Source organism: Pandoraea sp. NPDC087047 (assembly GCF_044745225.1).
Taxonomy (GTDB): Bacteria; Pseudomonadota; Gammaproteobacteria; order Burkholderiales; family Burkholderiaceae; genus Pandoraea.
The window spans coordinates 212,831-225,388 of record NZ_JBIUZU010000007.1; the positions used below are offsets into that span (position 1 = coordinate 212,831).

15 protein-coding genes are annotated in these 12,558 nt (G+C 62.9%); 6 read left to right on the forward strand and 9 right to left on the reverse strand.

The genetic code is table 11. The annotated features are described in order from the left end of the window. Positions 1-40: 40 nt before the first annotated feature. From ACIPHM_RS15300 to ACIPHM_RS15310, 3 genes are all read right to left on the reverse strand, one after another. Positions 41-802 carry an ABC transporter permease gene (locus ACIPHM_RS15300; protein WP_400329576.1) on the reverse strand — a complete coding sequence of 254 codons (762 nt, stop codon included), beginning with the start codon at positions 800-802 and terminating at the stop codon, positions 41-43. Between the two features lie 8 nt (positions 803-810). Beyond that, positions 811-1,740 carry an ABC transporter ATP-binding protein gene (locus ACIPHM_RS15305; RefSeq protein WP_400329578.1) on the reverse strand — a complete coding sequence of 310 codons (930 nt, stop codon included), beginning with the start codon at positions 1,738-1,740 and terminating at the stop codon, positions 811-813. Between the two features lie 189 nt (positions 1,741-1,929). Further along, complete coding sequence (locus tag ACIPHM_RS15310) at positions 1,930-2,352, reverse strand: VOC family protein (RefSeq protein ID WP_400329581.1); 423 nt, start codon at positions 2,350-2,352, stop codon at positions 1,930-1,932. Positions 2,353-2,685: 333 nt separating this feature from the next. On the opposite strand from ACIPHM_RS15310, the gene ACIPHM_RS15315 reads away from it, so the two are divergent. Further along, on the forward strand, positions 2,686-3,387 hold the full coding sequence (locus ACIPHM_RS15315; RefSeq protein WP_400329584.1) for a TetR/AcrR family transcriptional regulator: 702 nt from the start codon (positions 2,686-2,688) through the stop codon (positions 3,385-3,387). On the opposite strand, the gene ACIPHM_RS15320 is transcribed toward ACIPHM_RS15315, so the two are convergent. Together ACIPHM_RS15320 and ACIPHM_RS15325 are read right to left on the reverse strand one after the other, a co-directional pair. After that, complete coding sequence (locus ACIPHM_RS15320) at positions 3,362-4,267, reverse strand: LysR family transcriptional regulator (protein WP_400329587.1); 906 nt, start codon at positions 4,265-4,267, stop codon at positions 3,362-3,364. The genes ACIPHM_RS15315 and ACIPHM_RS15320 overlap by 26 nt on opposite strands. A gap of 39 nt (positions 4,268-4,306) precedes the next feature. Further along, positions 4,307-4,567 (reverse strand): hypothetical protein, encoded by a 261-nt coding sequence (locus ACIPHM_RS15325; RefSeq protein WP_400329590.1) that lies wholly within the window; start codon positions 4,565-4,567, stop codon positions 4,307-4,309. On the opposite strand from ACIPHM_RS15325, the gene ACIPHM_RS15330 reads away from it, so the two are divergent. After that, on the forward strand, positions 4,566-5,324 hold the full coding sequence (locus ACIPHM_RS15330; protein ID WP_400329593.1) for an SDR family NAD(P)-dependent oxidoreductase: 759 nt from the start codon (positions 4,566-4,568) through the stop codon (positions 5,322-5,324). The genes ACIPHM_RS15325 and ACIPHM_RS15330 overlap by 2 nt on opposite strands. A 57-nt stretch (positions 5,325-5,381) precedes the next feature. Here ACIPHM_RS15330 and ACIPHM_RS15335 read toward each other — a convergent pair whose 3' ends face one another. The 4 genes from ACIPHM_RS15335 to ACIPHM_RS15350 all read right to left on the reverse strand — a co-directional run bounded on the left by ACIPHM_RS15335 (position 5,382) and on the right by ACIPHM_RS15350 (position 7,744). Continuing rightward, a complete protein-coding gene (locus tag ACIPHM_RS15335; RefSeq protein WP_400329596.1) occupies positions 5,382-6,341 on the reverse strand; it encodes a DMT family transporter in 960 nt (319 codons plus the stop codon). Between the two features lie 4 nt (positions 6,342-6,345). Then, on the reverse strand, positions 6,346-6,825 hold the full coding sequence (locus ACIPHM_RS15340) for an Lrp/AsnC family transcriptional regulator (RefSeq protein WP_400329599.1): 480 nt from the start codon (positions 6,823-6,825) through the stop codon (positions 6,346-6,348). Positions 6,826-6,908: 83 nt separating this feature from the next. Continuing rightward, positions 6,909-7,397: an SRPBCC domain-containing protein gene (locus ACIPHM_RS15345; protein WP_400329602.1), complete on the reverse strand. Its 489-nt coding sequence runs from the start codon at positions 7,395-7,397 to the stop codon at positions 6,909-6,911. Next, on the reverse strand, positions 7,394-7,744 hold the full coding sequence (locus ACIPHM_RS15350) for an ArsR/SmtB family transcription factor (protein ID WP_400329605.1): 351 nt from the start codon (positions 7,742-7,744) through the stop codon (positions 7,394-7,396). Before ACIPHM_RS15350 ends, ACIPHM_RS15345 begins: the two co-directional genes overlap by 4 nt. Before the next feature lie 110 nt (positions 7,745-7,854). On the opposite strand from ACIPHM_RS15350, the gene ACIPHM_RS15355 reads away from it, so the two are divergent. The 4 genes from ACIPHM_RS15355 to ACIPHM_RS15370 all read left to right on the forward strand — a co-directional run bounded on the left by ACIPHM_RS15355 (position 7,855) and on the right by ACIPHM_RS15370 (position 12,554). Continuing rightward, positions 7,855-8,514 (forward strand): FMN-dependent NADH-azoreductase, encoded by a 660-nt coding sequence (locus tag ACIPHM_RS15355; protein ID WP_400329608.1) that lies wholly within the window; start codon positions 7,855-7,857, stop codon positions 8,512-8,514. A 180-nt stretch (positions 8,515-8,694) separates the two neighbouring features. Next, a complete protein-coding gene (locus ACIPHM_RS15360) occupies positions 8,695-10,962 on the forward strand; it encodes a TonB-dependent siderophore receptor (RefSeq protein ID WP_400329610.1) in 2,268 nt (755 codons plus the stop codon). Positions 10,963-11,145: 183 nt separating this feature from the next. After that, positions 11,146-11,730, forward strand: coding sequence for a TetR/AcrR family transcriptional regulator (locus ACIPHM_RS15365; protein WP_400329613.1), 585 nt, complete (start codon positions 11,146-11,148; stop codon positions 11,728-11,730). A gap of 395 nt (positions 11,731-12,125) precedes the next feature. Next, positions 12,126-12,554: an organic hydroperoxide resistance protein gene (locus ACIPHM_RS15370; protein ID WP_400329615.1), complete on the forward strand. Its 429-nt coding sequence runs from the start codon at positions 12,126-12,128 to the stop codon at positions 12,552-12,554. Positions 12,555-12,558 lie beyond the last annotated feature (4 nt).

The following is a 12,558-nucleotide window of genomic DNA, read 5'->3' on the forward strand; positions in this document are numbered from 1 at the left end:
AGGAAGCCATGCCGGACGGCGCACCGTCCGGCGAGCGATCTCAGTTCTTGAGACGGTAGCCCGTCTTGAACATCCACGCGACGATCGCGAGGAAAATGGTGAGGAACAGCAGCGTCATGCCGAGACTGACCGCGACGCTCACATCCGCCAGCCCGTAGAAGCTCCAGCGAAAACCGCTGATGAGATACACGACCGGATTGAACAGCGTGACCGCACGCCAGAACGGCGGCAGGATGCTCGTCGAGTAGAAGCTGCCGCCGAGGAACGTGAGCGGCGTGATGATGAGCAGCGGCACGAGTTGCAGTTTCTCGAAACCGTCGGCCCAGATACCGATGATGAAGCCGAGCAGGCTGAACGTCACTGCGGTGAGCACCAGGAAGAACACCATCCAGATCGGATGCTCGATGCGCAACGGCACGAACAGCGCTGCCGTGCCGAGCATGATGACTCCGAGAATGATCGACTTGGTCGCCGCGGCCCCCACATACGCGCACACGATCTCCATGTAAGACACGGGCGCGGAGAGCACCTCGTAGATCGTGCCGGTAAAGCGGGGAAAATAGATGCCGAACGAGGCGTTCGTCACGCTTTGCGTGAGCAGCGAAAGCATGATGAGGCCCGGCACGATGAACGCGCCGTACGGCACGCCGTCGATCTCGGGAATGCGCGAACCGATGGCCGCACCGAACACCACAAAGTACAGCGAGGTCGAGATGACCGGCGAGATGATGCTCTGCATGAGCGTGCGACGCGTGCGCGCCATCTCGAAGTTGTAGATCGCCCTGACGGCGTAGAAATTCATGGCGCGGCTCATCCTTCTTTCTTGTGTACGAGCGAGACGAAGATGTCTTCGAGCGAGCTTTGCGTCGTGTGCAGATCCTTCACCGACATGCCGGCGCGCTCCATGTCGCGCAGCAGCGCGGCGATGGACGTCTGTTCGATATTGGCGTCGTAGGTGAAGACGAGTTCGGTGCCGTCGGTGCCGAGCGTGAGGCCATAGCCGGCGAGCACATCGGGTACGGTGGAGATCGGTTCGTTCAATTGCATCGTGAGATGCTTGCTGCCCAGGTGGCGCATCAACTCGGTTTTCTCCTGCACGAGCGTAATCTGCCCGCCGGTGATGATGCCCACGCGGTCGGCCATTTCCTCGGCCTCTTCGATGTAGTGCGTGGTCAGAATGACGGTGACGCCAGTCTCGCGCAGCGATTGCACGAGACGCCACATATCGCGGCGCAGTTCGACGTCCACACCCGCGGTCGGCTCGTCGAGGAACAGCACACGCGGCTCGTGCGAGAGCGCCTTGGCAATGAGCACGCGGCGCTTCATGCCGCCCGAGAGCTGCATGATGCGGCTGTCCTTCTTCTCCCACAGCGAGAGCGAGCGCAACACCTTTTCGATATGCGCCGGATTCGCGGGCTTGCCGAACAGGCCGCGCGAAAAGGAGACGGTGGCCCACACCGATTCGAACGAGTCGGTGGTCAGTTCCTGCGGTACGAGGCCGATGGCTTCACGCGCGGCGCGGTAGTCCGTGACGATATCGTGACCGTCGACGGTCACGGTGCCCGAGGTCGGACGCACGATGCCGCAAATGGTGCTGATGAGGGTGGTTTTGCCGGCGCCGTTCGGGCCGAGCAGGGCGAAGATCTCGCCGCGCTGGATTTCCAGGTTGATGTTCTTGAGCGCCTGGAAACCTGTCGCGTAGGTCTTCGACAGATTCTGGATTGAGATCACGGATGGCATGGCGGCGACGATAGCACAGGCGTGAGGAACTTGTCGGACACGACAACCGGGCAACAAAACGGCGGACATGGCGGGCGTCGTCGGTGGCGCTACCGGCCAATCGCCGTCGACCTCCCGCATGCCCGCCTTCGCAGACGCGCCGGCCTGCGGGGCGCGCGGCGCGTTTCGAGATCTGCGTGCGCGTGAGCGCTACGACATATGCTTCGGCACGATCACCATCCAGTTCATGCCGAAGCGGTCCTTGACCATACCGAACGTCTTCGCGAAGAACGTTTCGCCCAGCGGCATGCTGACCGAGCCGCCATCGGCGAGTGCGTGGAACGCCTTCTCGGCGGCAGGCACTTCGGTGAAGTCGACCGACAGCGAGAATCCTTCGAACTTCGGCTCGCCGCTGGCCATGCCGTCCGAGGCCATCACCATCGAGTCGCCGATGGTGAACTCGCCGTGCATGATCTTGTTCTCGCTGCCCGGTGGCAGCCTGCCTTCAGGACAACTCTCCGGGCTCTCGCTGTAGCGCATCAGCATGCCGCGCTTCGCACCCAACGTCTTCTCGTAGAAAGCAATGGCTTCTTCGCAACGACCTTCGAAAAACAGATAGGAATGAACTTGCATGAAGTGCTGCTCGATATGTCTGTATGTCGTAAACAGGGGCATGACAACGCCCCGGTAAGGGAAGTGCTACTGGGAACGTCCTGGGTTCCGGCGCGTGTTCGTGCTCCACGCGCCAGCGATAAGTCACACCGTGCCACCGTCACTACCGTCGCACGAATGGCGGCTTCGTTGCCGTGCGCGCGGTACGTCTCAACCATAGTGCCTCGTGAGATAACGACAAGGCGCGAATTCGCAACACGCTGACGAGGCACTCCGATGCACCGCAACTTGCTTTTGTGGACAGTGTACACAAACATTAGCAGACATAATGGACACTGTCCACAAGGGGGAGGCATGACAGAACAGGAAACAACGACGGGGCCAGTACGCGCGACCTATCGCCATGGTGATCTGCGCCGGGCGTTGCTCGAAGCGGGGATTGCGCTGGCGCGCGACGGGGGGCCGGATGCGGTGATCTTGCGCGAGGCGACGCGTCGGGCGGGGGTCGTGCCCAATGCCGCGTACCGGCATTTCGCCAATCGTCAGGATTTGCTCGACGCCGTGCGCTCGGCGGCGCTGGCCGAGCTGGCGGTGGCGATCGAGCGCGAGCAGACGTCGATGGATGTCGCGGCGCTTGACGATGGCGCCGCCCGCTCACGGGCGTTGCTGCGCGCCGTGGGCATCGGTTATCTGCATTTCGCGCGCCGTCAGCCGGGGTTGTTCCGCACGGCGTTTGCGCCGTCGGAGAATGTTCGCTCGGCGGGCGGGCCGGAGAAGGCGGGGGCGAGCGGCCTGAATCCGTTCGAATTGCTGGGCGCGGCGCTCGACGGCATGGTCGACGCCGGGATTATCCGCGCCGAGCAACGGCCCGGTGCGCAATATCTGGCCTGGGCGGCGGTGCACGGGCTGTCGGTGCTCGTCATCGATGGGCCCTTGCGCGACTTGCCCGACGATCAGGTCGACAGGCTCGGGCAGCGGCTCGTCGCGATGGTCGAGCAGGGGCTGTCACCAAACGGCGGCCCTGCGCGCGTCAGATCTTCGTCAGACGTGGCGTGAGCAGATCCGCCAGCCAGTTCATGAAGGCCTGGGCGCGACGGGGCAGGTGTCGCCGGTTCGCGTAAAGCAGCGTGACGGCCAGCGGCTCGGCCTGAAACTCGGGCATCACTTCCTGAAGCGTGCCATCGGCAAGATGCGCCCGCACACCGCTCTCGGGGGCCTGAATCAAACCGAGTCCGGCAATGCAGGCCGTCTGATACGCGTCGGCATTGTTCACCGTCAGCACGCCTTCCATTGGCCACTGCACGTAACGTTCGCCGTCGAAGTACTCCCAGCCTGCGGGACGCGTGCCGAGCGTCGTCGTGTAGTGAATCAACTGATGCGCGCTCAGGTCCTCCAGCGTCTTCGGTACGCCGAAGCGCTTCAGATAAGCCGTGCTCGCCACATTGATCTGACGCATGTGGCCGAGCGGCCGCGCGATCAGCGTCGAGTCCGCGATGGTGCCCACACGCAGCACGCAGTCGAACCCTTCGCGCACCAGATCGACGCGCCGGTCGGTGCTCGAGAGCTCCACGCGCAACGCCGGATGCTGCATCAGAAACGACGGCAGTTGCGGAATCACGGTCGTGCGGGCGAGCGTTGCGGGCAGATCGACACGCAAACGGCCCGTGAGGGCTTCGTCGCGCGCCGCGAACATCGTCTCCCACTCCTCCATGTCGGCGAGCAGGTCCTTGCATCGTTCGAGACACGCCTGACCGTCCTGCGTGAGTTGCACGCGTCGCGTGGTCCGATGCAGCAGGCGCGTGCCGAGCTTCGTTTCGAGTTGCTTGATGGCGTTGGACACGCTCGCGCGCGGCAGGCCGAGACTCTCGGCGGACTGCGTGAAGCTACCGGTCTCGGATACACGCACGAAGATGCGCATGGCGTCGAGTTGATGCATGGTGGCAAGGGGTGATCCGTGGGGACGGATGCTCGATTGTTATCCGGATTTGATCAGTGTAATCAAATTCAATGGATTTATTGGTGAAATTCGTTGCAATAGGATGTTGAACATACCGCGAGACTTCAAGCGCCCCGTCAGCAAGCGATAGCCAAGCGCGACGACGGGAGATGAGGGCGATGGCCGGCAACGCTGGCAGGCAGGCGCGGTAAGCGAGGCGAGACGGCCGATGCGGTCGTCCGATTTGTTCAACGGGTGCGGCCGGACGGCATCGCCCGATATCTTCAGGAGAATCACCATGACCCGCAAGATCGTTCTCATCACCGGTGGCAGCCGCGGCCTGGGCCGTGCTTCGGCACTCGCTGCCGCTCGTCGCGGCATCGACGTCATCCTTACCTACCGCAGCCAGCGCGCCGAGGCCGACGCTGTCGTGGCGGAGATCGTCAAACTGGGCGCGAATGCCGTGGCCTTGCCGCTCGACGTGGCGGATTCGTCGCAGTTCGCGCCGTTCGCCGCGGAGATGCAGCGAGTGCTCAAGGAGGTCTGGAAGCGCGATACGTTCGACTTCCTCGTGAATAACGCGGGTACGGGCTTGCACAAGTCGGTCGTCGAGACGACGGAAGACGAGTTCGACCAACTCGTGCGCCTTCACTTGAAGGGCCCGTTCTTCCTGACGCAGACGCTGTTGCCGGTGATCGCCGACGGTGGCCGCATTCTGAACGTGTCGAGCGGCCTGGCCCGCTTCACGCTGCCGAACGCGTCGGCATACGCCATGATGAAGGGCGGTATCGAAGTGTTTTCGCGCTACCTCGCGAAGGAACTGGGGGGCCGTGGCATTCGCGCCAACACGATTGCGCCGGGGGCGATTGCGACGGACTTCAATGGCGGCACCGTGCGCGACAATCAGGCCGTGCATCAGATGATCGCGAGCAACATCGCGCTGGGCCGGGTGGGCGAAGCCGACGACATCGGCGGTGCGGTGGCGGCGCTGTTGAGCGACGAGACGGGCTGGATCAACGGTCAGCGCATCGAAGCGTCGGGCGGCATGATCCTCTGAGTGTTCTGAGTGTTCTGAGTGCTCTGAGGCGCAATGACCTCAGCGATGTCCCGAGGCTCAGCGAGCCGGGCGGCGTGAGCGCATCGATCCGGACCAGGCAACGGCGCCGACGATGCACACGCCGCCCACGGCCATCCTGAGCGTGGGCGCGGTGCCGAACAGCACCCACGCAAACGCGATGGCGTAGACCGGTTCGAGCGCGATGACAACGGCGGCCTGACTCGCCTTGACCGTGCGCAGCGCGTGAATGAAGAGGGTGTACGCGAGGGCGGTGCAGACAACGCCCAGACACGCAAGCCATCCCCATTGCGCGGCCGGGAGCGTCAGCGATTCGCGCCACGCGAACGGACCGAGCACGACAAGAATGCCGAGGCACTGCCACCAACTCGCCTGCAACGGCGAGGCCTGTGCACCGAGCACCCGATTGGATCGTGTGATGACGGCGTATATCGCGCCCGAGAGCACGCCCCAGGCGAGGCCCACGGTCGCGCCGGCCTGCCAGTCGAAGGCGGGCGTGACCAGCGCGAGTCCGAGGCAGACGAGTGCGATCACACCGGCGTCGCCCAGCGAGGGACGTTCACGACGCAACGGCCATTCGAGCAGGATCACGAACGCGGGGAAACACGCGAAGCCGAGCGTGCCGAGCGCCACGCCGCCTATCTTGATCGCGAGAAAGAATGCGAGCCAATGAATGGCGAGCATTGCCCCCGCCACGATGAGCCGCAAGGCAGCGGCAGGGGAAAGTCCGCGCCAGGGAGCGCCCCCTGAGAGTCGCGCGGCGCCGCGCATGCCGGCCAGCCCGGCCAGGGCGATGACGGTGAGCGCGAGCCACGAAAACAGACCGCGTCCGAAGACGATCATCGTGCTGCTCGCGGCAATGTGCTCGCCGAACAACGCCGATGCGCCGAACAGCATCGCCGCTACGTGCAACGCGATCTGCCGGCCGGCCCCGCCGCGCGGCGGCCGGGCAGTGTCGGCCGTAGCGACGGTGGCGGCGGTAGCGGTGGTGGCGGACACCGCCTCAGGCATCGCCGGAGGTATCGGGGACCGGCACAGCCGTGGTGTACATGACTTGCTTGAGCGCGAAGCTCGAGCGGATATTGCGGATACCCGGAATCCGGGAGATGCGATCGGTGATCAGTGTTTCGTAGGCGCTCATGTCGCTGACCATCACGCGCAGCAGATAGTCGGCGTCGCCGGACATGAGGTAACACTCCATGACGTTCGGCAAGGCGGTGACAGCCGCTTCGAAGGCATCCAGACCGTCACGATTCTGGTTTTCCAGCGTGACGTGGATGAAGACGTTGATGTGCAACCCGAGCCGGGACGGATCCAGCAGCGTCACGCGCTGGCGAATGTAACCCGCCGCCTCAAGTGCCTTGACGCGCGCCAGACACGGCGACGGCGACAAGTTCACCCGCGAGGCGAGTTCAACGTTGGTGAGGCGGGCGTCGGCTTGCAGCTCCCGCAGAATCTTCAAATCAATGGCGTCGAGTTCCATACCACACTACGCACGTGCCCCTGATGAGGGCCGGCGTTCCTTTCGATTAGCCGCTCGGTCGGCGACAGTGCCGCGATATTAGCCTATTTGGCACCCTTGCCGTTGCCCAAGTCGCGGGAGGTTTGCGCGGGCCTGCCTTCGTGTGTTCGCGCCAAACGTCCGCTCAGTTTCTCCAGCATCTGGTTCCAGCCCACGCCCAACCCTCTGGCGGAATGGTCGGCCGGCACGCGTTCGTGCGTCAATACGAGTTCGCACTGTTGCTCGCCGCGCTCGAAAAGCTCGATCGTCACCAGCGTTTCCTGCTGGTCCATGCGTGAGGACACCCATGTGAAGGCGAGCTTCGAGGGCCGGTCCAGCACACGGTACTCGCCAGTGTGCACGTAGTCGGCACCTGCCGATTTCATGAAGATGTGAAATCGTCCCCCCACGCGAGGCTCCAGCATCACATCGCAATGCCTGACGGTACCCGGCAGCATCCATTCGCACATGCCGTCGGGGTCGAGCCAGGCGTCGAACACCTCGTCGCGCGATGCCGCAAGGAGTTTGCTCACGCGAACTGTTTGCACGCTCATGGGGTGTCCCGTTTGCGCTTGTTCACAAGGTGCTGCTCGAGCGCGTCGAGGCGAGCGGGCCAGAATTCGGCGTAGTAATCGAGCCAGGCGGACGCCTCCGCCATGCGGGTCGCGTCGAGTTCGCATGCATGCTCGCGGCCCCGGATCTCGCGCCGGATCAAACCCGCTTTCTCAAGCGTTTTCACGTGCTTCGAGATCGCGTTCAGGCTCACGTCGTAAGGCTCGGCCAGCGCGGAGATGGTGAGACTGCCCGCGCGCAGACGTTCCAGAATCGAGCGCCGCGTGGGATCGGCCAGGGCGCCGAACACGGCGTCGAGCCGTTCGTTGGAGGTATCGGCTTCGGTCATCTTGATGGGGTCATGTTGATGAAACGCATAGACGAATATTAATCAACCACACGGTTGACATTCAACCTTTTGGTTGATTAATATCGTTTCACCTTTTTTGGAGAAACGTGATGACAACACTCTTGCATATCGACTCGAGCCCGATGGGCGATGCCTCGATTTCCCGGCATCTGACGCATGAGTTCGCACGCCAATGGTCACTGGCACATGCCGATGGCGACGTACTTTACCGCGATCTCGCCTGTACGGAGATCCCGGTGATCGACGCGGCGTGGAGTGCGGCGAATTTCACGCCGGCCGAGATGAGAACGCCGGCGCAGAACGACTTGCTGGCGAAGTCCGGCGTATTCACTGCCGAGCTGCATCGCGCGGACGACTACGTGATCGGCGTGCCGATGCACAACTGGGGGCCGAGCGCGAGCTTCAAGTTATGGGTGGACCACATTGTGCGGCAAGGCGAGACGGTGCAGGCATCGGTGTCGGGGCCGCGCGGCATGTTGGGCGGGAAGCGGGCGACTTTCGTGATCGCGGCGGGCGGGCACTACGCTGCCGGTGCGGCGATGGCGCCGCTGAACTTCATCGAGCCGTGGCTGCGCACGCTGTTCGGCTACCTCGGGCTTGAGGAAATGCGGTTCGTGGTGGCAGACGGCGCCGTGAACGTGCTCAACGGCACCCTCGGGCGAAGCGAATTTCTGGCGCCTCACATTGAGCGCGTTCGGCAAGCGGCCATGCGCAATGCACTAGCGCCTGCGCCACGCATGACGGCGTAACCTCGGCTTTCCCATCCTGGTAAGGGATGGAAATGTTGTATTTCTGTGTTGTCGTTACCACCGAACGACAACATTCGTTGACGGTGAGCGGGGGTTTGCTAATATCTCGTGCCTGAGAATGAGGGCGTTAACGATTCTCATTTAAAAATAAATTCTATTCAGTCACACGGGATTTCCAGCATGTCTTCCGCTCCGGCTCATCGGGCCCATCGCACCTCGCGTGCGATCGGCCGCCTCGCTGCACGTCATACACCAGGTCACGCATCACGTCGCCCACCGTCGCGCGCTGTCGCTCCGCTCGCTGTCGCCACCTTCCTGACATTCGCTGCGTTCGCCGCGACCCCGGCATTCGCGCAGTCGACGTCAGCATCCACCGCCTCGGCTGCGCCTGCCGACAGCGCCGCGCCGGCAACGCTCAAGGCCACGACCGTGACCGACTCGGCGCTGCGCGAAACGCCGCAGAATCTGAAGCAATCGGTGCAGGCGGGCGCGCTGGGTTCGCGCAGCCAGCTCGACACGCCGTTCTCGACCACGGTCGTGAGCGAAGAGCAGCTCGAGCAGCGTCAGCCGGCGAAGTTGGGCGACGTGTTCGTGACGGACGCCTCCGTGACCGACGGCAGCAACGCCTTCGACGCGTGGGCCGGCTACATCTACGTGCGCGGCATGCCCATCGACTGGCAATCGGGCTTCAAGCTCGACGGCATGCCCGTGATGACCTACGGTGTGACAATGCCGTACGAGCAGTTCGACCGCGTGGAATTACTCAAGGGACTCTCCGGCTTCATGTACGGCTTCGTCGCCCCCGGCGGCGTGGTGAACTACGTGACGAAGAAGCCCACGGACGAGCGCATCGCAAGCGTCGATCTGGGCTTTCATTCGGACGGCATCTGGCGCGAGCACGTCGATCTCGGCGGCCGAGCCGGGCCGAACGGCATGTTCGGCGCGCGCCTGAACTACACCCATGAGGAAGGCCGCACGTACACCGACGGCAATCTGAATCGCGATACGGTGTCGGTCGCGCTCGACGCGCGCATTACGCGTGACCTGACGTGGGACTTCAACGCGATGTATCAGGATCGTCGCGCGACGGGCACGTCGCCGTCGATCTCGACCGCGAGCTTCCAGGGCAATCAATTGCCCGCCCCGATCAACGTGGCCAACGCCAACCTGCAAACGCAGGCGACGCACCTGAACACGATCACGCAGTTCTACAGCACGGGCCTGCACTATCAGATCGATCCCGACTGGAAGGTGTCGGCGAATTTCTCGTACAACAAGTCCACTCGCGACCGTAACGAAGCCACGCTGTACCTGCTCAATGGGGCAGGGGACTTCCGTGGCCTGAACGATCTGGGTGACGAAATCAATACGTTCCATGCGTGGCAAGTGAGCGCCGAAGGCAAGGTCCGCACGGGCCCGCTCACGCACCAGCTGACGTTCGGCTACGCGTCGCAATATCAGACGAACGACTACGCCTATCTGTATAGCCCGGTCACGGCCAACCCGTCGGTGCCGTTCTCGACGTACTCGGGCAATCTGTATCAAGGCAACTCGTATCAATTCTTCGGCGACGGCTCGACGCTCCACGCGCAGCGCTCCAGCGCCATCGAGCAGCGTTCGTTCTTTGCCTCCGACACGGTGCAGATCACGGATCGTTTCTCGGTGCTCGCCGGCGGACGCTTCACCAACTACAACCAGACCAACGCGCAGGGCGTTTCGACCTATTCGACGAACGGCGTCTTTACCCCGACGCTCGCCGCGATGTATAAGCTCACGCCGAACACGACCGCTTACGCGAGCTATGTGGAAGCGCTCGAAGCGGGTGAAGTGGTGAGTTCGACCTACGCCAACGCCGGTGCCGTGCTCAACCCGTTCAAGAGCCGTCAGTACGAAGTCGGCGTGAAGAGCGAGCAGGCAACGTGGAGCACGACGGCGGCGCTCTTCCGCATCGAGCGCGGCGCGGTGTACACGAACAGCGCCAACGCCCGCGTGGCCGACGGTCAGTCGATCTATCAGGGCGTTGAGCTGGCGGGGGCCGTGAAGTTGAGTTCGCAGTGGACCGTGGGTGCCAGCGCCATGGCGCTCGATGCGTGGTACGCCCGTACGGCAGGCGGTTACGACGGCAATCGCGTAGGCGGCGCGCCGCGCTTCGTGCTCTCGGGCAACGTCGAGTACAAGGTGCCGTACGTGCCGGGTCTCTCGGTGGGCGGCGATATCCGCTACAACGGCCGCACGGCGCTCAACCCGCAGAATTCCCTGACGGTGTCTGGCTTCACGCTCATCAATCTGGGCGCGACGTACCGCACGCGCGTGGCGGGCAAGGACGTGACGCTGCGCGCCGCCGTGAGCAACCTCACCAACCGTCAGTATTGGGAGTACCAGTACGACAACTACATCAAGGCGGCCGACCCGCGCATGTTCAGCCTGAACGCCAAGATCGATTTCTGATCGCCATCCAGGACCAGTTGAACGAGACAACCGGCAGTATTAACAAACAGCGGCACTCAGCCGCTGTTTGTCTTTGGACCGATGCGCCGACTGTCGATTGACTATCGGTCTCATCGACACAATCCATCGGCCTATCCGAAAAATGCCTTGATTATCTATCTACCAGTAGATAAAATTCGTTGCATGAACCGCACAACGACATCGCCCGCTGCACCGACCGTCAGGGAACAACTGCTCGAACATGCGCAGACGTTTCTGATGACGCGAGGCTACAACGGCTTCAGCTATCGGGATCTGGCCGAGCGAGTCGGGGTGAAGACGTCGAGCATCCACTATTACTTCCCTGCAAAGGAAGATCTGGTGCTCGAAGCGATCAAGGCTTACGACGCATTCATCGGCGAGGGACTGGCCCGGATCGACGAAGCGCTGCCCGCGCCCGAGAAGCTGGCGCAGTACGCGCAGGGTTTCGGACGAATCGTCGCGCACGGTCACCGAATCTGCCTGTGCGGCATGTTGGCGGCGGACATCGAAACGCTGCCGGAGACGGTTCGCGACGCCGTGCAACGGTTCTTCGCGTATCACGAGGCATGGCTCGCGCGTGTGTTGGCGCAAGGCGCGGCGCAGGGAACGCTCACGCTGAGCTCGTCGCCTGACGCGAGCGCGCGTGCGCTATTCGCGGGGTTTCAGGGCAGTGTGATGGCGTCGCGCTTGTTCCGGGCGCCATCGCGGTTGGAGGATGTGGTCGCGGCGGTGTGCGGCGTGGCCTGAGCAGGGAACGCACTCGAGCACATCACCACGGGAGGCATCTCCCGTTTATTTGTAACAGATTGTCTATCTAGTAATAGATAGATATATGTGAAGATAAAAAACGGGACGAGTGAAGACAGGTAATTTCGTCGACGTTCACGGAAGTTGTCCCACAGTTGCATTAAGATCGTTGACGGCGTTGAGTGCAGTGCACGCGGGCAGACAAAACACGTGCAGCACATCGGTTCCGTCGACGCGGGAACACACGTATGGGGCAAGCGTCACTTCCTCTATCGGATGCGCCGACGTACGTATGTCAGGTTGACCGTCTGAGCGCGAGGCAACGCCATGAGGGCGTGCCAGGTCAGAGCGGTCGAAGTTTGGAAGTGAATTTCTCTACTTACCAGGAGTTCGTCATGTCGAAGATCGAAAAAGTGCTGTACACCGCCCATGCCACCGCCAACGGAGGCCGTGACGGCCGCGCCGTTTCTTCCGATGGCGTGCTCGACGTCAAGCTGGTGGTGCCCAAGGAAATGGGGGGGCCCGGCGTTGGCGGCACGAACCCGGAGCAACTGTTCGCCGCCGGTTACTCGGCCTGTTTCCTGGGCGCGCTGAAGTTCGTCGCAGGCAAGGAAAAGGTCACCCTGCCGGCGCAAACGAAGATCGACGGCAGCGTCGGTATCGGCCAGATCCCGACCGGCTTTGGCATTCAGGCCGAACTGAAGATCAGCGTGCCGGGTGTGGACCGCGCCGTGGTGGAAGACCTCGTGCAGAAGGCGCACATCGTGTGTCCGTACTCGAACGCCACGCGTGGCAACATCGACGTGACGTTGACGATCGTCTAAGACC